Below are 24,434 nucleotides of genomic sequence, written 5' to 3' on the forward strand. Positions count from 1 at the left end.
GTCGGTGAGTTTTCTGATCTTAGTATGTGAAAGATTGGAGGATTCACACTGTCAGTTTTTTGGTTTCGCGCCAAATTTATCTTTGCGTATTTTTTTATGAGAAAAGTCGTTTGAGATGTTTTGAATTTTTTAGAGAATTTTATTTACTACTTGCGACGCTCCGACGGCGGAAGAAAGTCATGCAAACACGCTCGCGCTCCGGCTTCCAACGTAGCGGTGCATAAGGTCGCAGAATACGCGACCTAAGCACCGACGTTTCCAACGGGTTTGCATGTACTTTCCCGCCTTTCGTCGCTGAACATTGGTTATATCGATAAATATTTGTAATAAATGTTGAGATACTAATTTTATCATTTACTCTTTTTAGTATTCTTACATCTTTTTTTAATCTGTTAAAATAGATTAGTGTTCTGTTTGTAAATTTCCCCATACCTCATTAAAATATCCAGCGAACTCGGGGGCGTTTCGTCGTTTGAGCGGGGTGTCTGCTTCTGGAGAAAAATGAATCGAGAGAGAAGCCTTAATTGTGCCGGGGCGGGCGGTGAGAATCAGAATTCGATCAGCAATGCTGATGGCTTCGGCGAGATCATGAGTGATTAAGAGGGCAGTTTTTCCGGCAGAGCGTAAGATTGCGCTGATGTCGTCACAGACGGAGAGGCGGGTCTGGTAGTCAAGGGCGGAAAATGGTTCATCAAGGAGCAAAAGATCGGGTTTCAGGGCGAGGGTGCGAATCAGCGATGCGCGTTGACGCATACCGCCGGAAAGTTCCGATGGATGAGCAGATTCAAATCCGCCAAGTCCATAGGTGTCGAGCATTTTTCTGAGTTCGTCCATTGTCTCGGAAGTTTTCTGTTTGCGAATTTCAAGTCCGAGAGCAACGTTGTCGAGGATTGTGCGCCATTCAAGCAGATGATCCCGCTGAAGCATATATCCGATTCGGATGTCGGGACCTGCAATGGGACTTCCTTTTAAGAGGATTTTTCCTTCTTCTGGAAATAAGAGTCCGGAAATCAGGGAAAGAAGTGTGGACTTTCCACAGCCGGAGGGTCCAACGATTGCAACAAATTCGCCTGTGTTGATTTGAAAAGAAATATTTGAGAGCGCTAAAGTTGCACCGTCCATATTATGATAGGAATAACTGAGATTTTGAACATCAAGGATAGGAATCATGATCTTTCACCAATCTAACATATACGGTAAGATATGCGGAAAATTTGGTATTTGACCCTTGCAATTCTAAACAAGGGGTGTTACAATACAAATGATAACATGATGAACTGACGTTGAAGAGTGGGCTTTTGGTCCACTCTTAATTTATGCTTCAGTTACAGAGCGAACAGAGAGAACATACAGCTGGATCGCAAAGGTATTATGATAAAAAGAATGAATGGATCGACGACAGCTGTGAAAAATGAGAAAAAGAGGTGACATCATGACAAGAAGGGAAGAATACGAGGCAAAGACCGAACAGTTCCTGCTCCCACTGCTTGCAGAGCATCAGTTTGAACTGGTGGATGTGGAGTATGTCAAGGAAGCCGGAAACTGGTATCTGAGATCGTACATCGACAAGCCGGGCGGAATTACCGTGGACGACTGCGAAGTGATCAGCCGACTTTTAAGTGATTGGCTTGATAAGGAAGACTTTATCGAGGACAGCTATATTATGGAGGTAAGTTCTCCGGGACTGGGACGTCCGCTGAAGAAAGATAAGGATTTTGAGCGCAGTCTGGGCGAGGAAGTTGAGCTTCGTCTTTACAAGCCACGCAACCGTCAGAAGGAATTTACCGGAATCCTGAAAGCATACGATAAGGATACGGTGACTCTGGAGATGGATGGAGCCGAGGAAGTCTTCGAGCGCGGAGAGATCGCTTTGATCCGTCTGGCGTTTGATTTTTAATCGGGCACAGAAAAAGGAAGACAGCAAGACAGTAAAACAATAGATAGAATCCGTTGCTGGTTATAGAGGATAGGAACTGTGACGAGCAGGCAGATGAGAATCGAGAAATCGTTGCTGTACGCGGGGAGGCATTTGCTGAACGGAAATGCCGTAGGACACAATAAAGTGACATAGTAACCTGATACAATAACGAAGAATCTGCACGAAAGGGAATTGATTTTAGGAGGATAAACAAATCATGAACAAAGAATTAATTGAAGCATTGGATTTGCTGGAAAAGGAGAAAAATATCAGCAAGGCCACTCTGCTGGAGGCGATTGAGAATTCACTGCTCACTGCCTGCAAGAACCACTTTGGAAAAGCAGACAACGTGAAGGTAAACATCAATCCGGAGACCGGTGATTTCGCTGTATATGCATCAAAAGAGGTTGTTGAGACCGTGGAGGATCCGGTTACTCAGATCAGCCTTGCAGAGGCAAGAATCCGTGACCCGAAGTACTACCTTGGCGACACCGTTCATGTGCCGATCGAGTCCAAGTCTTTCGGAAGAATTGCAACTCAGAACGCAAAGAACGTGATCCTTCAGAAGATCCGCGAGGAAGAGCGCAGTCAGCAGTTTAGCGAGTGGTATCAGAAAGAGAAAGATGTCGTTACCGGTATCGTTCAGCGCGATAACGGACGCAACATCAGCATCAACCTGGGTCGTGTGGACGCTGTCCTGAACGAGACCGAGCAGGTTAAGGGCGAGGTATTCAAGCCGACCGAGAGAATCAAGGTATATGTTCTGGAAGTTAAGGATACAAATAAGGGACCGCGCATCACGGTTTCCCGTACTCATCCGGACCTTGTAAAGCGCCTCTTTGAGGAGGAAGTAACCGAGGTGAAGGACGGAACTGTTGAGATCAAGGCGATTGCACGTGAGGCTGGTTCCCGCACGAAGATTGCTGTTTGCTCCAATGATCCGAACGTAGATCCGGTAGGCGCATGTGTCGGCATCAACGGCGCTCGTGTTGGTTCTGTCGTAAACGAACTGCGCGGTGAGAAGATCGACATCATCACCTGGGATGACAACCCGGCAATCCTGATCGAGAATGCACTCAGCCCGGCAAAGGTTATCTGCGTTCTGGCAGATGAGGAAGCAAGAGAGGCTCAGGTAATCGTTCCGGATTATCAGCTGTCTCTGGCAATCGGAAAAGAGGGTCAGAATGCAAGACTGGCAGCAAGACTGACCGGTTACAAGATCGACATCAAGAGCGAGTCTCAGGCAAGAGAGCTTGGACTGTTCGAGGAAATGGGAATTGATTATCAGGAGGACGGCGTTTACGACGACTTCGAGACCGATTATGAGGTTTCTGCTTCCGGCGAGGAGTATGATTCTGCTGATTTAGCCGATTTATCATCAGAAGAAGACAAATAATTACAATTAATTACAGTTCACAGGTAGGAATTTTCGGAACAGATGGGATGTGAAACGCGAGTGAGTACAAAGAAATTTCCCCAGCGTCAGTGTATCGGATGCGGGGAGCAGAAGAACAAGAAAGAGATGATTCGTATTCTGAAGACTCCGGAGGGAGAATTCACTCTGGACGCAACTGGAAGAAAGAACGGCAGAGGTGCTTATCTGTGCCCGTCTATGGAATGTCTGAAGAAGGCTGTGAAGGGAAAAGGACTGGAGCGCTCATTCAAGATGGCGATTCCGAAGGAAGTGTACGAGGCACTGGAAAAGGAGATGGAAAATCTTGGATAACAGACAGAAAATTCTGAATCTGATCGGTCTTGCCACGAAAGCCGGAAAGACGGCGAGTGGTGAGTTCTCGACAGAGAAAGCGGTAAAGACAGGAAAAGCCCGGCTGGTTCTCGTCTCGGAGGAGGCATCCGACAATACGAAGAAAATGTTTTCCGACATGTGTACTTACTATAAAGTTCCAATCGGTTACTTTGGCACAAAAGACGAGCTGGGACACGCGATGGGAAAAGAAATGCGGGCATCTCTGGCTGTGACAGATACCGGTCTTGCCGGTGCAATTCAGAAGCAGATGAATGGCAACGAAAACAGTCATTAGTTGCGAAGAGCGTAATTCATGACACATAATCGGAGGTAGTAGGTATGAATGTAAAGGAACTGGCAAAAGAATTAGGAAGGACGAACAGGGATATATTGAATATTTTAAATCATAATCATCAGAATGTAGCAAATGAGACAGAGAACCTGAGCGCAGAGCAGGTGGAGATCGTAAAGAACACCTCCGCTTCTCAGGCAGGACGTGCGGTGGCAGCAGATGCTCCGAAGAAGAAGATCGCAGCAGTATTCCGCACCCAGAATTCCCAGCAGAAGCCGGCACGCCCGAAGACTGCTGGAGAGAATGGCGAGCAGGCTTCCAAGCCGGCAAGCGCACAGGAGAGCAAGCCGTCCGCAGACAGCAGTGACCAGGCTACCAAGCCGGCACAGGCTACTGCTTCCACTCAGGGCGGATTTAACGGAAACCGCGAAGGTGGAAATCGTCAGGGCGGATTTAACGGAAACCGCGAGGGCGGAAACCGTCAGGGCGGATTTAACGGAAACCGCGAGGGCGGAAACCGTCAGGGCGGATTTAACGGAAACCGCGAAGGCGGAAATCGTCAGGGCGGATTTAACGGAAACCGCGAAGGCGGAAACCGTCAGGGCGGATTTAATGGAAACCGCGAGGGCGGAAATCGTCAGGGCGGATTTAACGGAAACCGCGATGGTGGAAATCGTCAGGGCGGATTTAACGGAAACCGCGAAGGCGGAAATCGTCAGGGCGGATTTAACGGAAACCGCGATGGTGGAAATCGTCAGGGAGGCTTTGGCGGAAACCGTGAAGGCGGAAATCGTCAGGGAGGCTTTGGCGGAAACCGTGATGGTGGAAATCGTCAGGGAGGCTTTGGCGGAAACCGTGATGGTGGAAATCGTCAGGGAGGCTTTGGCGGAAACCGCGATGGTGGAAATCGTCAGGGAGGCTTTGGCGGAAACCGCGACGGTGGAAATCGTCAGGGAGGCTTTGGCGGAAACCGTGATGGTGGAAATCGTCAGGGAGGCTTTGGCGGAAACCGCGACGGTGGAAACCGTCAGGGCGGATTCGGTGGAAATCGCGCAGGACAGGGAAGCCGTCCGGGTCAGAGAGATTCTGCAAAGAGCAGTAGCGGATTTGATACGCTTCAGACCAAGCCGACGAGCAACCGTCAGGCTACAAAGAACAGCCACAAGAACGACCGTTACGACAAGAACCGCATGGTAGAGGACGGACCAAGAAACAAGAACGGCAAGGTATCGAAGCATCCGTTTATCATGCCACAGAAGCCGGTTGAGGAGAAGGTTGAGGAGACGATCAAGGTTATCACGATTCCGGAGGTTCTGACGATCAAGGAACTCGCAGATAAGATGAAACTTCAGCCGTCCGCTATCGTTAAGAAGCTCTTCTTACAGGGTGAGATCGTAACTCTGAACTCTGAGATCAGCTTTGAGAAGGCTGAGGAAATCGCAATGGAGTACGAGGTACTCTGCGAGAAGGAAGAGAAGATCGATGTGATTGCAGAGCTTCTGAAAGAGGATGAGGAAGACGAGAAGGATCTCGTTCCGAGACCGCCGGTAGTCTGCGTAATGGGTCACGTTGACCACGGTAAAACTTCCCTTCTGGATGCAATCCGTAAGACAAACGTAACCGCAAAAGAGGCAGGCGGAATCACCCAGCACATCGGTGCATACACCGTTGATGTAAAGGGTCAGCAGATCACCTTCCTCGATACCCCGGGACATGAGGCGTTCACCGCAATGCGTATGAGAGGTGCACAGTCCACCGATATCGCAATCCTCGTAGTCGCAGCAGACGATGGCGTTATGCCACAGACTGTTGAGGCAATCAACCATGCAAAGGCAGCAGAGGTCGAGATCATTGTTGCAATCAACAAGATCGATAAGCCGAGCGCAAACATCGACCGCGTAAAGCAGGAGCTTGCTGAGTATGAGCTGATCCCGGAGGATTGGGGCGGAAGCACGATCTTCGTTCCGGTATCTGCACACACGAAGGAAGGTATCCCGGAGCTTCTTGAGATGATCCTTCTGGCATCTGAGGTGAAGGAGCTGAAGGCAAACCCGAACCGCCGTGCAAGAGGTCTTGTCATCGAGGCAGAGCTGGATAAGGGAAGAGGTCCGGTTGCAACGATCCTCGTACAGAAGGGTACCCTTCGCATCGGTGACAACGTAACCGCAGGTCCGTGCTACGGTAAAGTCCGTGCAATGATGGATGATAAGGGTCGTCGTGTCAAAGAGGCTGGTCCGTCCATGCCGGTTGAGATCCTCGGTCTGAATGACGTTCCGGGTGCAGGCGATGTGCTGATGGCAACCGAGAACGAGAAGGAAGCAAGAGGAATGGCAGAGACCTTCGTTGCAGAGAGCAAGAACAAACTGCTTGAGGAGACGAAGTCCAAGATGTCCCTCGACGATCTGTTCAGCCAGATCAAGGCAGGTAACGTTAAGGAACTGCCGATCATCGTCAAGGCAGATGTACAGGGTTCTGTTGAGGCAGTGAAGCAGAGTCTCGTGAAGCTGTCCAACGAGGAGGTTGTCGTAAAGGTAATTCACGGCGGAGTTGGTGCAATCAACGAGTCCGATGTCAACCTCGCAGCAGCTTCCAGCGCAATCATCATCGGTTTCAACGTTCGTCCGGATGCAACTGCAAAGTCCATCGCAGAGCGTGAGAAGGTTGATGTACGTCTCTACAAGGTTATCTATCAGGCAATCGAGGATGTAGAGGCAGCAATGAAGGGAATGCTCGACCCGGTATTCGAGGAGAAGGTAATCGGTCACGCAGTTGTCCGCCAGACCTTCAAGGCTTCCGGTGTCGGCACGATCGCTGGTTCCTATGTAACCGACGGAAAGTTCCAGAGAGGATGTTCCTGCCGTATCACGAGAGAGGGCGAACAGCTCTTCGACGGTGCTCTGGCTTCCCTGAAGCGTTTCAAGGACGATGTGAAGGAAGTAGCAGCAGGCTACGAGTGTGGTCTTGTATTTGAGAAGTTCAACGATCTGAAGGAAGATGATCAGGTCGAGGCATATATTATGGTTGAGGTACCGCGCTAGGGCGGAGCAGGAGAGAGTCGCAAAGACGCTTTCTACAACCGGTGAGTCAGAGCTCAAAAATCTGAGATTTCCCAGTGAAAACGGAGATTTCCCAGTGAGATCTGAAAAATTCAGATCTGGAAAACTTAGATCCGGAAAACTCAGAATGAGCTCTGGCTCACAACCTGAAAGGAAAGAAAAGCATGCGTAAAAACAGCATTAAAAACACAAGAATCAATGCAGAAGTTCAGAAGGAACTCAGCGAGATCATCCGCTCTGAGATCAAAGATCCGCGTGTAAACGGAGCGATGACGAGCGTAGTTTCCGTTGAGGTAACTCCGGATCTGAAGTACTGCAAGGCATATATCAGTGTTCTCGCAGATGAGGAGCGTGCAAATGCAGTGCTTGCAGGTCTCAAGAGCGCAGAGGGATATATCCGTCGCGAGCTGGCTCGCAGAGTCAACCTGCGCAACACCCCGGAGATCACGTTCAAGCTGGATCAGTCCATCGAGTATGGCGTAAACATGTCCAGACTGATCGATGAGGTGACAAAAGATTTAAAAGAAGACTAAAAAACGGATGATTACAAAAATAAATATGATTAATTACGAAGACAAAGGGGGACCACAGATGAGCAGACTTATAGAAATGATTGAGACGGCTGAGACGATTGCAGTTCTGGGACATATCCATCCGGACGGTGATTGTGTTGGGTCCTGCCTTGCCGTTTGCAATTACATCAGGGAGCAGTATCCGGAGAAGACTGTTCAGGTCTATCTGGAGAAGCCTCCTGTAAAATTTAATTATCTGAAATATTTTGATGAGATCTGTCAGGATGCACATACCGGAAAGACGTATGATCTGTGCATCTGTCTCGACAGTGCGGCGCTTGATCGTCTGGGTGAGTTTGTGGCATATCTTGACAGTGCACAGGCGAGCATCTGTCTCGATCACCATGTGACGAATTCCGGATACGCACAGGAAAACTTTGTGCTTGATGCGAGTTCCGCAAGTGAGGTGGTCTATGGCTTCCTTGATCCGGAGAAGATCAGCAAGGAGACCGCAGAGTGCATTTACACTGGTATTCTGCATGACACCAACGTATTCAAGAACAGCAACACGACGGAGCACACGATGGAGGTTGCCGGAAAGATGATGAGCAAGGGGATCAACTTTGCAAAGATCATCGACGAGAGCTTTTACCGCAAGACTTATGTGCAGAACCAGATTCTCGGAAGAGCCCTTCTTGAGAGTGTAGTCTTCCTTCATGGAACCTGCATTTTCAGCGTTGTGCGTCGAAAAGATATGGAGTTCTACGGAGTAGAGTCCACCGATCTCGACGGAATTGTTGACCAGATGCGAATCACTGAGGGCGTGGAAGTAGCGATTTTCCTCTATGAGATCGAGAACCATGTGTTCAAGGTGAGCATGCGCTCGAACAATTACGTCAATGTGAGCAAGGTCGCAAGCTATTTTGGCGGTGGCGGTCACGTTCGCGCATCCGGATGTACGATGAACGGAAGCGTTCACGACGTGATCAACAACCTCTCCGGACAGATTGAAGCACAGATGAAGGAACACAAATCATGATGGATGGCATCATAAATGTATACAAAGAAAAGGGATATACCTCTCACGATGTGGTCGCAAAGCTGAGAGGAATCCTCAGAATGAAAAAAATCGGTCATACCGGGACGCTTGATCCGGATGCGGAGGGCGTACTTCCGGTATGTCTGGGAAAAGCGACGAAGCTGTGTGATCTTCTGACTGACAAGACGAAGACGTATCAGGCTGTTTTGCTTCTCGGACAGGAGACCGATACACAGGACACGACGGGAACGATTCTTGCAGAGTATCCGGTCAATGTGACGGAGGAAGAAGTTCGGGAGGCAGTGGAAAGCTTTCTTGGACCTTACATGCAGGTTCCGCCGATGTACTCTGCACTCAAGGTCAACGGCAAAAAGCTCTATGAGCTTGCGCGTGCCGGCAAAGAGGTCGAGCGGGAAGCTCGTCCGGTTGAGATCCTTGAGATCCGTGTCGATTCGATCGAGCTTCCGCGCGTGACGATGACTGTGACCTGTTCAAAGGGAACCTACATTCGCACGCTCTGCTACGATATCGGACGAAAACTCGGCTGTGGAGGCTGTATGGAACACCTTCTGCGCACCCGCGTAGATCGGTTTGAACTTGCGGACAGCCTGAAACTTTCACAGATCGAGGAACTTCGCGATCGCGGTGAAGTAGAAAGTCATGTAATCGCAGTTGATGAGGTCTTTGCGGGGCTTCCGGCTTACATGGCAGTGCCGGGGGACGGGGATAAGCTCGTCCACAATGGAAATCCGCTTCCGCCAGAGCTTGCGCTTCGCCGTGAGGATGGAGAGGCAGAAGATCAGGGAGCAGAGCAGAGTGCAGACCATTCACATCGGTTGAGTTCGCACATCGAAGAGGGAGATTTGGGGAAAGCGTTGTTTGATCCGCAGAAGAATATCCGCGTTTATGACAGCGAGGGAAGATTCATCGGAGTTTACGGGTATGAGAAGAGCAAGAGGCGCTATAAGCCTCTGAAAGTATTTCTGGGAGGTTAAGCAAGATGCAGGTTATCACCGGAACGAGAGAGTTTCAGATCAACGAGCCGACGGTTGTGACCATCGGAAAATTTGACGGACGCCATAAAGGACACCAGAAACTTCTGCGAAAGATGCAGGAGCTCAAGGAAAGCGAAGGGCTTCGCATTGCAGTGTTTACATTTGATATGGCGCCGATGGGAGTTGTGACGGGTCATTCGGTGACGGTGATTACGACGAACGAGGAGCGTCGTCGAAAATTGGAGCGCATGGGTGTCGATTATCTTGTGGAGTATCCGTTTGACCGGGAGATCGCCCATATGGACCCGGAAACTTTTGTGAAAAAGATTCTTGTGGGACAGATGCATGCGAAGGCGATTACCGCGGGACCGGATTGCAGTTTCGGCTACATGGGTGCCGGAAATGTGGAACTGCTTCGGATTCTCTCAGACCAGTGCGGATTTAAGGCAGTGATCATCGAGAAGGAGCAGGATGAGCATCGCGACATCAGCAGTACCTATGTGCGCGAGGAGCTCACGCTCGGCAACATCGAGAAGGCAAATGAGCTTCTCGGGGAGCCTTACACGATCGGCGGGACGGTCGTGCATGGCAATCATCTCGGAGGTCCGGTTCTCGGATTTCCGACGGTCAACCTGCTTCCACCGCCAGAGAAACATCTCCCTCCGTTCGGGGTCTATGTGACCCGCGTTCTAATCGATGAGGAGGAGCAGACTGCCAGAAAGCAGACTGTGGGAAATCATCAGAAAGTTTTCGGCGGAATCAGCAATATCGGCAGAAAACCGACGATCAGCGGGGACAATCCGGTGAGTGTGGAGACCTACATTATGGGATTTGACGGAGATCTGTACGGAAAACGGATCGAGGTTCAGTTCCTGAATTTTGAGCGCCCGGAGACGAAGTTTGATTCGCTTGAGGCACTTAAAGAGCAGATCGGAAAAGACCGAAATTACGGGGAGAGGTATTTTCGGGAACATCCGGAGTTCCTGCGGGAGATTTAAGTCGGGGTAGTTCCCGCGTTAGAGTTAGAACTAGATTTGGATTTAGAGATTGAGTTTGTTTTGCGTTTGGGTCAGTGTTGAGATGAATTTCAATAAAATGAGTTTCAATTTCAATAAAAAGCGATAAATCGGGAAGGAGTTTGACGTGCGCAGGGCATGTCGGACTCCTTTTTGCGATTCTACTGTGGGGCAACACGGGAAGGGTAACGCAATGCATAAACGGTGACATATAATGGAGTACGGACAGATTGAAACTCAATCCTTCAGATGATATAATGAGCGTTAACGAGGGGGAACAAGTTTACTTGTTCATCCCGAGTGGCGAATGGCGATCACGATAGCTACGAAGTAGCGTCAAGTACCGAAGGTACGAATCGTGATATAATGGGAGAATGAGTATGTATTTAATACTGTAAAGCGTAAAACAGTTACCGTATGGATGGGTTACTGCATCGGTTACCGTATGGATTACGGCGTAGATAGTAGTAGGTTGTAGATTACAGAAGGTTTGAAGATTTTCCGGAAAGGCGGAGAAAAGAATGGAAAGAAAGAATATTTATCTGGATCATGCGGCGACGACGAGAACAAGACCGGAAGTCGTGGAAGCCATGTTGCCGTATTTTACAGAATTATATGGAAATCCTTCGTCTGTGTATGATTTTTCGGCACCGTGCAAGCAGGCGGTTGCAAAGGCGAGGGAGACGATTGCAAAGTCGATCGGGGCAAAGCCGTCTGAGATCTATTTCACAGCAGGTGGAAGCGAGTCGGACAACTGGGCACTCGAGGCGACCGCAGATGCACTCAAGGACAAGGGACGCCATATCATCACGAGCAAGATTGAGCACCATGCGATTCTTCATACCTGCAAGTATCTCGAGGAGCATGGATTTGAGGTGACTTATCTCGATGTCGATGAGAACGGAGTCGTGAAGCTTGACGAGCTTGAGAAGGCGATTCGCCCGGACACGATCCTGATTTCCGTGATGTATGCGAACAATGAGATCGGCACAATTCAGCCGATTTCTGAGATCGGAGCAATCGCAAAGGCGCATGGAATCTGGTTCCATACGGATGCCGTGCAGGCTTACGGTCATGTCCCGATCGATGTCAACGAGAGCGGGATTGACATGATGAGTGCGAGTGGACACAAGTTTGGCGGACCGAAGGGGATCGGTTTTCTCTATATCCGGAGCAATGTGAAAATCCGTGCATTTATTCACGGGGGAGCGCAGGAGCGCGGACGTCGTGCGGGCACGGAGAATGTGCCGGGAATCGTCGGCATGGGAAAGGCGTCGGAGCTTGCGATCGAGACGATGGAGGAGCGCGCAGAGCGTGAGGTGGAGCTTCGCGAGTACCTGATTGAGCGTGTGATGGAGAGAATTCCTTACACCCGCGTCAATGGTCACCGGACGCTTCGTCTGCCGAACAATGTGAACTTCGCATTTCAGTTTATTGAAGGGGAGTCTCTGCTGATCGTGCTCGACAGCAAGGGAATCTGTGCTTCAAGTGGATCGGCGTGCAGTTCCGGTTCTCTCGAGCCGTCCCATGTGCTGATGGCGACGGGACTTCCAAAGGACATTGCTCATGGTTCCCTTCGTCTGACTCTTGGAGAGGAGAACACGAAGGAGGAGCTTGACTATGTGGTTGACTGCATGGAGGAAACCGTGAAGCGTCTTCGCAAAATGTCCCCGAAATATGAAGCATTTATAACTGCTCAGTAGGTCTGCGCACTTGCTGCGCTGACCGTAAGAAAACATAAGCTAGAAGGCAAAAATCCCATCGGCGTAGCCGATTTAGAATGGATTTTTGCTCGTAACTATGAAGGTACTGAATAGTTATGAAGCATTTATAACTGCTCAGTAGGTCTGCGCACTTGCTGCGCTGACCGTAAGAAAACATAGGCTAGAAGGCAAAAATCCCATCGGCGTAGCCGATTTAGAATGGATTTTTGCTCGTAACTATGAAGGCACTGAATAGTTATGAAGCATTTATAACTGCTCAGTAGGTCTGCGCACTTGCTGCGCTGACCGTAAGAAAACATAGGATAGAAGGTACTGAATAGTTATGGGGCATTTGTAAAAGAACAGGAAGGGGCATGCAGATAGTCTGCACGCCCTGTTTTCATATGATAGGAAATTGCGTCCCATCATACAAAATGGCGCCATTTGGAAGAAATAGATGCGAATGGATGCGAATTTATACAAAATTGTAAAAAATTGTAAGAGATAAAAAAGGACAGAAACGCAAAAAAAGTGTAAAATAGAGACAGATTACTTGTTGGTAAGATTTATTCGGGATTTCCTGAAGCTGACAAAGAAGGAGAGTCCGGGATTTCTTAATAGATAGATTCAAAAAGAACTGCAAAAGAAATGTAAATGTGAAAAATGTGGAAGAGGAAAAAGAAAGGAAGACACGATTGGCAAAGAAAGTAGTGGTAGGAATGTCAGGCGGAGTGGACTCCTCCGTGGCGGCATGGCTTTTAAAACAACAGGGATATGACGTGGTTGGTGTGACGATGCAGATCTGGCAGGATGAGGACAGCAGTGTCGTTCAGGAAAACGGAGGGTGCTGTGGTCTCTCTGCCGTGGATGATGCGAGACGGGTCGCATGGGAGATCGGAATTCCCTATTATGTGATGAATTTCCGTGACGAGTTCAAGCAACATGTGATGGATTATTTTGTGGCGGAGTATTTGAGAGGTCACACCCCGAATCCGTGTATTGCGTGCAACCGCTATGTGAAGTGGGAGTCTCTGCTTCACCGCAGTCTTGCGATCGGGGCGGACTATATTGCGACTGGTCACTATGCGCGCGTGGACAAACTGCCAAATGGCAGATATGCGCTCAAGAAGTCTGTGACATCGGCGAAGGATCAGACGTATGCGCTCTACAACCTGACACAGGATCAGCTCGCGCGGACGTTGATGCCGGTCGGAGATTACACGAAGGATGAGATTCGCCGAATCGCGGATGAGGCAGGACTTCCGGTCGCTCACAAGGCGGACAGCCAGGAGATCTGTTTTATTCCGGATCACGACTATGCGAAATTTATCGAGGAGAATGCGCAGAATGTACCGGGACCGGGAAATTTTGTGGACAAGAACGGGGCGATTCTCGGTCGCCATGAGGGCATCACGCACTACACGATCGGTCAGAGAAAGGGACTCAATCTTGCGATGGGTCATCCGGTGTTCGTGACCGAGATCCGTCCGGAGACGAATGAGGTTGTGATTGGAGAGGGAACCGATGTCTTCACCGATTACCTTGTCTGCGACCGCATCAACTGGATGAGCGTGGACGGACTGCACGGGGAAGAGCGGGAGATTGTCGCAAAGATCCGTTACAGCCATAAGGGGGCGCCGTGTGTGATCCGCGAGATCGGGGAAGATCGCGTGGAGTGTCGCTTCCTTGAGCCGGTGCGCGCAGTGACACCGGGACAGGCGGTTGTGTTCTACGATGGAGATTATGTAATGGGGGGAGGAACTATTTTATGAGAAAGAAAGGAATTTGTGCCGTTGCGGTGATGGCTGTTGCGGTGATGGCGAGTGGATGCCAGAAGCAGGAGCCGGCAAGGAGTGCTTCAGAGGTCGTGGCGGAGGCTTCGGTTTCTCAGGTTCAGGAGGCAGAGACATCGACGCTTGTGCAGACAGCAACGACTACGCTTGAGATGCAGAAGAGCGCACATGAGACGGCAACGACGACGATGCCAATGGAGACGAGGAATGAGACGGTTTATGTCAATGCCGATCAGCTCAATGTGCGCAGAGAGCCTGGAACGACGGCAAAAGTTGCCGGGAGAGTTAACCGGGGAGATACGCTTACGAGAACCGGATATAGCGATGAGTGGAGCCAGGTGATGTACAATGGCTCTGTGTGCTATGTTGCGACCACCTATCTGAGCACAGAAAAGGTGGAATCGACTGTGACGAAGGCGGTTTCTGCTAATTCGACAACTTCCACAACGTCTCAGAATGTTCCGGAAAATGCAGTCGTTGTCTCTCTGAATCCGCAGTGGACGTATGCGGGATTTGCGAAGATTGCGTCGGGTTCTGCCCTGCTGTACCAGTCCACCTCTGTCTCAAGAAATGGAAAGGTAGTCTGTGTCAATGCAGGACACGGAACAAAGGGAGGATCTTCGGTCAAGACCCAGTGTCATCCGGATGGAAGCGCGAAGGTGACCGGAGGAACGACAAGCGCCGGAGCGACATCCGCAGTCGCAGTCTCAGGAGGAACGACGTTTCAGGACGGAACAGCAGAGGCAAAGGTGACGCTTCAGATGGCACAGAAACTCAGAGACAAACTTCTCGACAAGGGATATGATGTGCTGATGATCCGAGACAGCGACGATGTTCAGCTCGACAACATTGCGAGAACCGTGATTGCAAACAATATGGCAGATTGTCACATTGCGCTTCACTGGGATTCCACGAAGAATGACAAAGGCGCATTTTACATGAGTGTTCCGGATGTGGCATCCTACCGCGCAATGGAGCCGGTTGCGTCGAACTGGCAGAAACACCACGCGCTTGGTGACAGCCTGATTACCGGACTGAGAAGTGCCGGAGTCAAGATCTTTTCAAATGGAACGATGGCGATGGATCTGACCCAGACTTCCTACTCTACAATTCCGTCTGTCGATATTGAGCTTGGCGATACGGCATCGGATCACTCGGCATCTACGCTGAATACGCTTGCAGATGGACTTGCGGAGGGCGTTGACCAGTTCTTTGAGAGATAGTTTTGCGAACGTCGACTTGAACTCTGCGAGAGTAGACTTGAATGTATTTGAGAGGTTGCCGGGAAAAAAGACGAAATCGCAAATGAATCATGGAAAAAAGTTTGAAAAAAGATTAAGAAAAATAATTAAGAGAAATCTAAATTCTATTAATTTTACTTATGATTCTTCCTGTGATATGATGGTGTCAGTGAGAGATACAAACACTTGTGAAAGACCTATAAAGGATTTGTGAGAAACAGAAAAAACAAACAGGCATTCAATATAAGGAGGGTATTTACATGATTCCAACAATCACAAAAATGGAAGTTTTCCCGGTAGCAGGTCATGATTGCATGGAGCTGAACCTGAGCGGTGCTCATGCTCCGTATTTCACCCGTAACATCGTCATCCTGACGGACAGCGAGGGCAATGAGGGTATCGGCGAGGTTCCGGGCGGTGAGAAGATCACCGATGCTCTGGAGAAGATTAAGGACATCGTGATCGGAACGAGCATTGCTGATTATAAGCAGACCTTAAACAAGATCCGAGCATGGCTGTCTTCCAACGTAAAGGATGACAAGCGCGGTCTTCAGACCTTCGATCTGCGTGTCGGCGTACATGTAGTGACCGCAGTAGAGGCTCCGCTTCTTGACCTTCTCGGAAAGTTCTTAAACGTTCCGGCAGCTGCTCTGATGGGCGATGGCATTCAGCGTGAGAAAGTACGTTTCCTGTCCTACCTCTTCTATGTTGGTGATCGCAAGAAGACCGATCTGGAGTACGAGGAAGAGCCGGATGCAGATTGCGACTGGTATCGTCTGCGCCATGAGGAGGCTCTGACTCCGGAGGCAATTGTTGCTCTGGCAAAGGCAACCAACGAGAAGTACGGTTTCGAGGACTTCAAGCTCAAGGGTGGTGTTTTCTCTCCGCAGGAGGAGTTAAAGGCTGTAACCGCAATCAAGGAAGCATTCCCGAATGCTCGTGTAGACCTTGACCCGAACGGTTGCTGGAGCTTAAAAGAGGCTCTCGAGGTTGCACCGGGACTGAAGAAGGTTCTGGCTTACTGCGAGGATCCGTGCGGTGCTGAGGATGGTTTCTCTGGCCGTGAGGTAATGGCAGAGTTCAGAAAGGCAACGATGATGCCGACTGCAACGAACATGATCAACACCGACTGGAGACAGATGTGCCATGCAATCGCTCTTCAGAGCGTAGATATCCCGTTAGCAGATCCGCACTTCTGGACAATGGAAGGTTCTGTTCGCGTTGGTCAGCTTTGCAACGACTTCGGTCTGATGTGGGGATGCCATTCCAACAACCACTTCGACATTTCTCTGGCTATGGTTGTACAGTGTGCAGCAGCAATCCCGGGCAAGATGAACGGCATTGATACGCACTGGATCTGGCAGGAGGGCCGTGAGCGTCTGACAAAGGAGCCATTACAGATCGTTGGCGGATGCATCGATCTGCCGAAGAAGCCGGGTCTCGGTGTTGAGGTTGACCGTGATCAGATCATGAAGGCTCATCAGCTGTACATGGACAAGTGCTATGGCAAGGGTGCTCGTAACGACGCTGTTGGCATGCAGTACCTGATCCCGGGCTGGAAGTTCGACAACAAGAAGCCGTGCATGGTTCGATAAGTAAGATTGGAAAGATTGATACAACTGCTGTAAACTCAGAAATCCTATAAAAAAAACTAAAATCCTGTATAGATAAAGAGGGGGGGAGCTTTCGGGCTCCTCCTTTTTTGTCGCTCTCTGTTTCATTGCCTTTTTTGTTCTTCTTTTTCTGTTTTTCTTTTTCTGTTCTTCATTTTCTATTTTTCTATTTTTTTATTTTCTTATTTCCTTAGTTCCTTTCCTTCTCCCTTGCGCTTGTCTCAAAAATATTCTTGAGAGTTTCGGCGAAATTTCTCTGTTGTAATTCTGTGAAAATCAATTTATAATAAAATAATAAAAAGATATAACAACTTTTGAAGATGGATGGAAAATAAAAGTCAATAACGGAAATAAGATATAGGAGCGGAAAATGTTTAAATACGAGAGCATAGCAGAAGATATTCAGAATAAGATTCAGGACGGAACGTATCAGCCGGATGAGAAACTTCCACAGGAGATGGAGTTGTGCCGGATCTACGATGCGAGCCGGATCACGATTCGAGAGGCGATGGATCTTCTCGTCTATCGCGGGCTGATCACAAAGCGCAGGGGAGCGGGCAGTTTTGTGAAGGCGGTGACGGGAAGTGCGCAGGATCAGGAGGGATTTGCGAGATCCCAGCAGTTCAGCGGTTTCAGCAAAGATCAGGCGGGAAAGAAAGTTTCCTCCGATGTGCACGTGCTGACGCTGATGAAAGCTCCGAAGGAGGTCGCTGAGAAACTTCAAGTTTCTGAGAATGCACTTGTGTTTTATGTGTGCCGGACTCGTTTTGTGGACAAGAAACCGTATGTTGTGGAGTATACCTACATGCCGACTGATTTCATCACAGGAATCACGGAGGATGTGGTCAAAGGATCGATCTATGCATATTTGGAGAATGATTTAAAACTCAAGATCAAGAGTGCGCATCGAACAGCGCGCGCCGATATGCCAACAGCTGAGGAGAGAAAGTGGCTTGAGATTGGGGACGATGAGATCCCGGTTTTGGAGGTGGAGCAGGTTGCCTATCTCGATGATGGAAGAATCTTTGAGTACTCCAAGTCCAGACACAGAGCGGACTGTTTTGAACTCAGAAGCATCAGTGTGCGATAAGATGTTACAGTGAACGGCTATGTATGGTAGGGTGTAGGATGTAGGGTGTAGGATGTAGGGTGCGACGAAGGTAAAGATATCAGAATTCATTGAATTACTAATAAAAAATAGAAAATAGCAAAAATATCAAAAAATGCGGTAAATATAAAAAATAGCAAAAAGAGAGAATCAATTATCAAAAATGGGATTGGTTCTCTTTTTTTGTTGGTTTTTTGCACAAAAAGAACGGATTAAAATTGTGCAAAATATAAGAAACGTTTATGGAAAGAAGAAAATATGAAAAAAACACTTGCAAAACAAACATAACATGATATTATATAAATATGTTATAACAAATTAATTAATAAACATAACAAAGAACACAAAACAACATACAACAAACGACAACAAGGGGTACAAAATCAAAGACAGAATCAAACAGACATCACGGGGAAACAAGTTGAAGACAGCATAGGAAACATCACAGGAAGACAGCATGAGAAGACATCAGAAGAAGACATCAAGGCAGACAGAATAGACGAGACAGAAATTGGGAGAGCAAAACAAGGAGGAGCATATGGAGAGAAAAATTCCAAAGAATTTTTTCATCGGCGCCGCAATGTCGGGTCCTCAGACAGAGGGTGCCTGGAAGACAGGCGGTCGTCTTGAGAGTATCTGGGACACCTGGTCACAGGAGCGCATTTCAGATTTTTACAATAAAGTGGGAAGCTACGTCGGAAACAATTTCTACGAGAAGTACGAGGAAGACATCCGACTGATGAAGAGCCTCGGGCTCGACTCATTCCGCACCTCAATGCAGTGGAGCAGATTGATGGATCAGAATGAGAAGATGAATCCGGAAGGCGCAGAGTTCTATCACAAGGTGATCCGCTGTGCCGAGGAAGAGAAGATCGAGCTGTTCATGAACCTGTATCACTTTGATATGCCGACCTATCTGTTTAAGAAGGGCGGTTGGGAAAACCGTGAGGTCGTCGAGGCCTATGTGAACTATGCGAGAACGGCGTTCCGTGAGTTCGGCAAGGAGATCCGCTACTGGTTCACCTTCAATGAGCCGATCGTCGAGCCGGACCAGAGATACCGCAATGGTTTCTGGTATCCGTTCTTGAAAGATGCAAAGCGTGGCATGCAGGTACAGTATCACATTTCTCTTGCTCATGCACTTGCAGTTCGCGAGTTCCGCAAGGCGAAGGAAGAGGGACTGATGCGCGAGGATGCAAAGATCGGACTGATCAACTGCTTCGCACCGCCTTACACGAAGGAGAATCCGACACCGGAGGATCTTGAGGCTCTTCGCATGGAGGATGGAATCAACAACCGATGGTGGCTGGATCTCGTCGCAGAGGGACATCTTCCGGAGGATGTGCTGAAAACGCTTTCCGAGTGTGGACTGATGCCGGAGACAAGACCGGGGGATGAGGAAGTCCTGAAAGAGGGCATCGTGGACTGGCTTGGATTTAACTACTATCATCCGTCGCGCATTCAGGCTCCGGCAGAGAAGACCGATGAGAACGGTTATCCGAAGTTCTCTGATCCATATGTCTGGCCGGAGGCAAAGATGAATGTCTGGAGAGGTTGGGAGATTTACCCGAAGGGCATTTACGATTTCGGAATGAAGATGAAGAACGAGTATCCGAACCTGAAATTCTTCGTCTCAGAGAATGGAATGGGCGTGGAACACGAGGATCGCTTCCGAAATGAGGCAGGCGAGATTCAGGATGATTACCGGATCGAGTTCGTTTCCGAGCATCTCGACTGGATTTTCAAGTCGATCGAGGACGGCGCACAGTGTCTCGGCTATCACTACTGGGGACTCATTGATAACTGGTCCTGGAACAACGCATTCAAGAACCGTTATGGAATGGTGGAAGTTGATCTGATGGGAAATTATCAGAGAAAACTCAAGAAGAGTGCCGGCTGGATCAAACAGCTGATTGCGGAGCGGGAGAAGAATTAAAAAAGTTTTCGGGTAGGAAAAGAAAAAATTTTAGGAAAAGAAAAAGGTTTAAGAAGAGAAAATGGCTTAGGAGGGGTAACCATGAAAGAGATATCCTTGGAAAATTCCAAATTTGTGGATAAATTTACCATGATTGCATCGAAGATGGGAAATGAAATTCATTTGAGATCTTTGAGAGATGCATTTGCAACGATCATGCCACTGTACATTCTGGCAGGTCTTGCCGTTCTTGTGAACAATACCATCTTTTTGTGGATTCTGTCCGGTGATGCATTGACAAATGCGCAGTACTGGGGCACACTGATTGTAAACGGAACACTCAACATCAGCTCCCTGCTGATCGCACCGCTTGTCGGATATATGCTGGCGAAAAACCGTGGATTTGATAACCCGATTTCAGCTGCACTGATTGCACTTGCCACACTCGTTGTGATGATGCCAAACATGGTCAGCATCACTCCGGATGGCGCAGATCAGGCAGTGATGGCAACCGGCGCGCTGACCTTCTCCAACATCGGAACGCAGGCAATGTTTGCAGGTGTCATCATCGGACTGCTCGCAACAGAAGTATTTCTGTGGGTGTCCTCAATCGAGAAACTCAAGATTGATCTCGGTGACAACATTCCGCCGTCCGTTGCAAAATCTTTCAACGTGCTGATCCCGTTCATCCTCGTTATGGCAGGATTTGCGATTGTATCCACTCTGTTAAATATGGCAGGAACGAACCTGATCCAGCTGATTACGAACCTGATTCAGGAACCGCTCCGCACCGTGACGACCGGTCTTGTCGGCTGTGTGATCCTGTACAGCCTTGGAAACTTCCTGTGGCTTCTCGGAATTCATCAGTCTGTCATTTACGGATCGATTCTGGAACCGCTTCTGATCGTAAATATGACGCAGAACATGGCAGCTTATGCAGCAGGTCAGGCGATCCCGAACATCATCAACGTTGCGTTTGTTCCGGCATTTGGAATGATGGGAGGTTCCGGTTCGACGATCTGTCTGTTGATTGCAACCTTCCTTGTAGGTAGAAACAAGGCGACAAAGAGCGTTTCCAAGATGGCATTTGTTCCGGGAATTTTCAACATCAATGAGCCGGTCATTTTTGGATACTCGATCGTGTACAACATCAGCTTGATTATTCCGTTCATCCTCGTTCCGGCGATGGGAATCATCATCGGATATCTGGCAACGGCACTGAACCTGATGAACACCTGCGTGGTTTACATCCCGTGGACGACACCGGTTCTGTTAAGTGGATATCTGGCAACTGCCGGTGATGTGAGAGCAATTCTTGTACAGCTCCTGATCCTTGTTCTCGGCGTGCTGATCTACATTCCGTTTGTCAAGATCAACGATGCAGTTATGGCGAAGACAATGGAGGAGTAAAGCGGGAAATCTCACAGGAGAGACGCGAGAATAAATAAAGGCTGAAGAAAATCATTTATAAAATTATTTATAGAAAACGTATCGTTCGTTATAGAGTGACAAAAAAGAAAAATAATAGGAGGAAATAATCATGAAGAAGATTCTCTTAGTTTGTAACGCAGGTATGTCCACGAGTATGCTGGTAGCAAAGATGAAGAAGGCAGCAGAGAAGGATGGCATTGAGGTTTCGATCGAGGCAAAGCCACTGTCTGACGCAAAGGCTCAGATTCAGGAGACCGACATCGTTCTTCTTGGACCGCAGATCCGTTATGAGCTTGACAACGTTCGCAAGATTGCGGGAAGCACTCCGGTTGAGGCGATTGACATGAAAGATTACGGCATGATGAACGGTGAGAAAGTGCTCAAGCACGCTCTGGAGGTGATTGGATAATGGATGAGCAAGCAATTCTGACCTGTATGGAGATTATCACGAATACGGGAAGTGCAAAGTCTTCCTACATTGAGGCAATCCATGAGGCAAAAAAGGGTGGCTTTGAGCAGGCTGAGGCGAAGATGAACGAGGGAGATGAGTTCTACGCAAAGGCTCATGAAGTACATACCTCGATGATTCAGAAGGAAGCTGGCGGAGAGAAGACCGAATTTTCCCTGATTCTGATGCATGCGGAGGACCAGATGGCAGGCACAGAAATGGCGAAAGTGCTTGCGACTGAGGTCATTGACGTTTACAAAAAATTACTTCTCGAAAAGTAAATTCTGATTTTGCTTTACAATTTTCATAAGATCGTATATAATGGAAAAGCTGGCAGATGCCAGCTACGGAGATGTACCCAAGTGGCTGAAGGGTCCGCACTCGAAATGCGGTAGGTCGGGTAACCGGCGCGAGGGTTCAAATCCCTCCATCTCCGTTGAAAACCGGACTCGGGCGACTGAGACCGGTTTTTTTCGTATTATGATTTAAAATGGGAAATGGAAATAGGTAGGAATTTTCAGGAAAAAGAGGAGGCGCGGAATGATCAAATTAGTAGTGTCGGATATTGACGGAACCCTTTTGCCGGACGGCGGACATGACATGAATCCGGAACTGTACGAGGTTATTTTGAAACTGCGCAAGGCAGGAATGCAGTTTGCAGCGGCGAGTGGCAGACAGTGGGCGAGTATTGAGCAGGTCTTTGATCCGATCAAGGAAAAGATTTTTTATCTGTCGGACAATGGCGCTTATGTGGGATGCTGTGGTCGTCGTCTTATCGTAAATCCGATTGACCGTCATCTCGTTGTCGATATGATTCAGGATATCCGTTCTGCTGGTTTGATTGCGATGTACAGTGGACCTGATATGGTTTACTTGGACGATCCTGACGAGGACTTTTATGACTGGCTGGTCAACGGATACAAGTTCCGCGTCCAGAGGGTCGAGGATGTGCTCAAGGTGGACGATCCGTGTATCAAGATTTCTGCATATAAAAAGTTCGGGATTGAGCCGGCGACGACGGCGATTCGTGAGAAATACAACGATAAAATGAAGATCACGATCTCCGGCGACATGTGGATGGACTGCATGAAGACCGGAGTCAACAAGGGTGCGGCAGTGAAACTGCTTCAGGACAGCCTGTCGATCAAGTCGGAGGAGACGATGACGTTTGGGGACCAGCTCAACGACATTGAGATGTTAAAGCAGGCCTATTACAGCTTTGCAGTGGCAAATGCACGTCCGGAAGTCAAGGAAGCGGCACGATTTGAGACGGATTCCAATGTGCAGGATGGCGTTCTGAAGATCTTGAAACTTCTTGTATAAATGAATTTTGATTTTAGATGGATCTTGATTTTGCGTAAATCTTGATTTTGTGTAGATCTTGAGCTTGCGTAGACGGGTAGAGAGGAGATCAGGAGAGAAAGAAAAGAATGAGAAGAGCAGGAACAGGAAAGCGGATGCTTCTGGCAATGGCGGTGGCAGTGATGCTGGCGGGAAGTGTGTCGGGATGCAACGGAAAGATTTCTTCTATTGTCTCAGAGAGCATGGGAACGGAGGGATTTTCCGATGCACAGATGATGTTGATTGTGGCATCGGAGCGGAACCGCTGTCAGAAGATTTATACCGATCAGATCTGGGACACCGTTGTCGACGATGCGGGGACGACGTTTCAAACTTATCTGTTAGAAGAGATCCAGAAGTTTTTGAAAGAACTGAAGGTCATGAACCTGCTTGCGGATGAGCGCCAGATCTCGCTCTCTGCGCGGGAGAAAGAGGAACTCAATGCGCTTGCAGATTCCTACTACGAGTCGATGAGCGATGCGGATCGTGCCTACACAGGTGCGACGAGGGATGATGTCTATACGATGTATGAGGCATATCACCGCGCCAATCGTCTCGTCGATGCATTGACCCAGAATGTCAATCTCGAGGTCAGCGACAGTGAGGCGAGGGTGATCACGGTTTGCGAGGCTTCTTTTTTGCAGGAGAGTGAGGCACAGGCGTTTTTTAATCGCGTGACGGAGGATGGAGTGGATTTTTCCACGGCAGTCAAGGAGAGCAATTTAGAGGGAACTGCCGAGAAATCGGTGGGTCGCGGAGAACGCTCAAAGTCGTATGAGGATGCCGTGTTTGCCCTTGAGAGCGGTCAGATCAGTCCGGTCTTTCAGGACGGGGAACGCTGGTACGTCGTGAAGTGCGTCAATGATTACGATGAGAATGCGACGCTTGATCGCAAGCAGAAGATGGCGCTTGAGCGGAAGAATCAGGCATTCCGCCAGATCTATGACAGCTTTGCCGAGGATCATCAGGTGGAATCAAACGGAAGTTTCTGGGAAAAACTTTCTTTGAAAGATGGAACGGAGTCGCAGACGGACGATTTCTTTGAGCAGTACCGTCAGGCGATGGATGGAGAAAACTAGGAGACTAGAAGACTAGAAAAGTAAAAGATTAGAAGTTCACAGGACGAAGGAAGACAGAAGAAAAGAGAAGCAGAAAAAAGAAGACAGAGAATAAATAGAAAAAAGTCAGAGTTAAAAAGACGAAAAATCTGGGAAACGAGAAGAAATAGCAGAGATAGCAGGGAAAAGACGAGGAGAAGGGAGCGGG

Annotated in this window: 21 protein-coding genes and 1 tRNA gene; 21 read left to right on the forward strand and 1 reads right to left on the reverse strand. The window is 48.7% G+C overall.

The genetic code is table 11. The annotated features are described in order from the left end of the window. Nucleotides 1–402: 402 nt before the first annotated feature. Nucleotides 403–1,170, reverse strand: a complete 768-nt coding sequence (locus tag ACR0QT_RS08125; protein ID WP_432630317.1) for an ABC transporter ATP-binding protein — start codon at nucleotides 1,168–1,170, stop codon at nucleotides 403–405. Between the two features lie 262 nt (nucleotides 1,171–1,432). On the opposite strand from ACR0QT_RS08125, the gene rimP reads away from it, so the two are divergent. The 21 genes from rimP (at nucleotide 1,433) to ACR0QT_RS08230 (ending at nucleotide 24,247) form a co-directional block, all read left to right on the forward strand. Next, nucleotides 1,433–1,897, forward strand: coding sequence for a ribosome maturation factor RimP (rimP, locus tag ACR0QT_RS08130; RefSeq protein WP_432630318.1), 465 nt, complete (start codon nucleotides 1,433–1,435; stop codon nucleotides 1,895–1,897). Between the two features lie 238 nt (nucleotides 1,898–2,135). Beyond that, nucleotides 2,136–3,314 (forward strand): transcription termination factor NusA, encoded by a 1,179-nt coding sequence (nusA, locus tag ACR0QT_RS08135; protein ID WP_432630319.1) that lies wholly within the window; start codon nucleotides 2,136–2,138, stop codon nucleotides 3,312–3,314. A gap of 60 nt (nucleotides 3,315–3,374) precedes the next feature. Next, nucleotides 3,375–3,644 (forward strand): RNase P modulator RnpM, encoded by a 270-nt coding sequence (rnpM, locus tag ACR0QT_RS08140; RefSeq protein WP_432628787.1) that lies wholly within the window; start codon nucleotides 3,375–3,377, stop codon nucleotides 3,642–3,644. After that, nucleotides 3,637–3,960 carry a L7Ae/L30e/S12e/Gadd45 family ribosomal protein gene (locus tag ACR0QT_RS08145; protein WP_432630320.1) on the forward strand — a complete coding sequence of 108 codons (324 nt, stop codon included), beginning with the start codon at nucleotides 3,637–3,639 and terminating at the stop codon, nucleotides 3,958–3,960. The genes rnpM and ACR0QT_RS08145 overlap by 8 nt, the downstream gene beginning before the upstream one ends. Before the next feature lie 44 nt (nucleotides 3,961–4,004). Further along, nucleotides 4,005–6,995, forward strand: a complete 2,991-nt coding sequence (gene infB, locus ACR0QT_RS08150) for a translation initiation factor IF-2 (protein ID WP_432630321.1) — start codon at nucleotides 4,005–4,007, stop codon at nucleotides 6,993–6,995. 182 nt (nucleotides 6,996–7,177) lie between these two features. Beyond that, nucleotides 7,178–7,546 (forward strand): 30S ribosome-binding factor RbfA, encoded by a 369-nt coding sequence (gene rbfA / locus ACR0QT_RS08155; RefSeq protein WP_177976807.1) that lies wholly within the window; start codon nucleotides 7,178–7,180, stop codon nucleotides 7,544–7,546. A 58-nt stretch (nucleotides 7,547–7,604) separates the two neighbouring features. Then, nucleotides 7,605–8,564, forward strand: a complete 960-nt coding sequence (locus ACR0QT_RS08160) for a DHH family phosphoesterase (RefSeq protein ID WP_432630322.1) — start codon at nucleotides 7,605–7,607, stop codon at nucleotides 8,562–8,564. Then, nucleotides 8,561–9,559, forward strand: a complete 999-nt coding sequence (truB, locus tag ACR0QT_RS08165; protein WP_432630323.1) for a tRNA pseudouridine(55) synthase TruB — start codon at nucleotides 8,561–8,563, stop codon at nucleotides 9,557–9,559. The genes ACR0QT_RS08160 and truB overlap by 4 nt, the downstream gene beginning before the upstream one ends. Before the next feature lie 5 nt (nucleotides 9,560–9,564). Next, nucleotides 9,565–10,557 (forward strand): bifunctional riboflavin kinase/FAD synthetase, encoded by a 993-nt coding sequence (locus tag ACR0QT_RS08170; RefSeq protein ID WP_432630324.1) that lies wholly within the window; start codon nucleotides 9,565–9,567, stop codon nucleotides 10,555–10,557. A 539-nt stretch (nucleotides 10,558–11,096) separates the two neighbouring features. Then, a complete protein-coding gene (gene nifS, locus ACR0QT_RS08175) occupies nucleotides 11,097–12,278 on the forward strand; it encodes a cysteine desulfurase NifS (RefSeq protein WP_432630325.1) in 1,182 nt (393 codons plus the stop codon). A gap of 695 nt (nucleotides 12,279–12,973) precedes the next feature. After that, the gene (gene mnmA / locus ACR0QT_RS08180) at nucleotides 12,974–14,050 is read left to right on the forward strand and encodes a tRNA 2-thiouridine(34) synthase MnmA (protein ID WP_432630326.1); all 1,077 of its coding nucleotides are present in this window, start codon (nucleotides 12,974–12,976) and stop codon (nucleotides 14,048–14,050) included. Next, nucleotides 14,047–15,294, forward strand: coding sequence for an N-acetylmuramoyl-L-alanine amidase (locus ACR0QT_RS08185; RefSeq protein WP_432630327.1), 1,248 nt, complete (start codon nucleotides 14,047–14,049; stop codon nucleotides 15,292–15,294). The genes mnmA and ACR0QT_RS08185 overlap by 4 nt, the downstream gene beginning before the upstream one ends. A gap of 278 nt (nucleotides 15,295–15,572) precedes the next feature. Beyond that, nucleotides 15,573–16,907 carry an enolase C-terminal domain-like protein gene (locus ACR0QT_RS08190; protein WP_432630328.1) on the forward strand — a complete coding sequence of 445 codons (1,335 nt, stop codon included), beginning with the start codon at nucleotides 15,573–15,575 and terminating at the stop codon, nucleotides 16,905–16,907. Between the two features lie 388 nt (nucleotides 16,908–17,295). Continuing rightward, entirely contained in the window at nucleotides 17,296–18,015 is a 720-nt protein-coding gene (locus ACR0QT_RS08195) for a GntR family transcriptional regulator (RefSeq protein ID WP_432630329.1), read from the forward strand. Nucleotides 18,016–18,571: 556 nt separating this feature from the next. Further along, the gene (locus ACR0QT_RS08200; protein ID WP_432630330.1) at nucleotides 18,572–19,969 is read left to right on the forward strand and encodes a glycoside hydrolase family 1 protein; all 1,398 of its coding nucleotides are present in this window, start codon (nucleotides 18,572–18,574) and stop codon (nucleotides 19,967–19,969) included. Nucleotides 19,970–20,050: 81 nt separating this feature from the next. Further along, nucleotides 20,051–21,358: a PTS sugar transporter subunit IIC gene (locus tag ACR0QT_RS08205; RefSeq protein ID WP_432630331.1), complete on the forward strand. Its 1,308-nt coding sequence runs from the start codon at nucleotides 20,051–20,053 to the stop codon at nucleotides 21,356–21,358. 130 nt (nucleotides 21,359–21,488) lie between these two features. Further along, on the forward strand, nucleotides 21,489–21,788 hold the full coding sequence (locus ACR0QT_RS08210) for a PTS sugar transporter subunit IIB (protein ID WP_432630332.1): 300 nt from the start codon (nucleotides 21,489–21,491) through the stop codon (nucleotides 21,786–21,788). Continuing rightward, nucleotides 21,788–22,108: a PTS lactose/cellobiose transporter subunit IIA gene (locus tag ACR0QT_RS08215; protein WP_432630333.1), complete on the forward strand. Its 321-nt coding sequence runs from the start codon at nucleotides 21,788–21,790 to the stop codon at nucleotides 22,106–22,108. The genes ACR0QT_RS08210 and ACR0QT_RS08215 overlap by 1 nt, the downstream gene beginning before the upstream one ends. A 67-nt stretch (nucleotides 22,109–22,175) precedes the next feature. Continuing rightward, a tRNA-Ser gene (locus tag ACR0QT_RS08220) sits at nucleotides 22,176–22,263 on the forward strand. A 104-nt stretch (nucleotides 22,264–22,367) separates the two neighbouring features. Continuing rightward, entirely contained in the window at nucleotides 22,368–23,150 is a 783-nt protein-coding gene (locus tag ACR0QT_RS08225) for an HAD family hydrolase (RefSeq protein WP_432630334.1), read from the forward strand. A gap of 107 nt (nucleotides 23,151–23,257) precedes the next feature. Then, the gene (locus ACR0QT_RS08230) at nucleotides 23,258–24,247 is read left to right on the forward strand and encodes a peptidylprolyl isomerase (RefSeq protein ID WP_432630335.1); all 990 of its coding nucleotides are present in this window, start codon (nucleotides 23,258–23,260) and stop codon (nucleotides 24,245–24,247) included. Nucleotides 24,248–24,434: the final 187 nt, after the last annotated feature.

The organism is Brotaphodocola sp. (genome assembly GCF_050873365.1).
GTDB lineage: Bacteria > Bacillota > Clostridia > Lachnospirales > Lachnospiraceae > Brotaphodocola.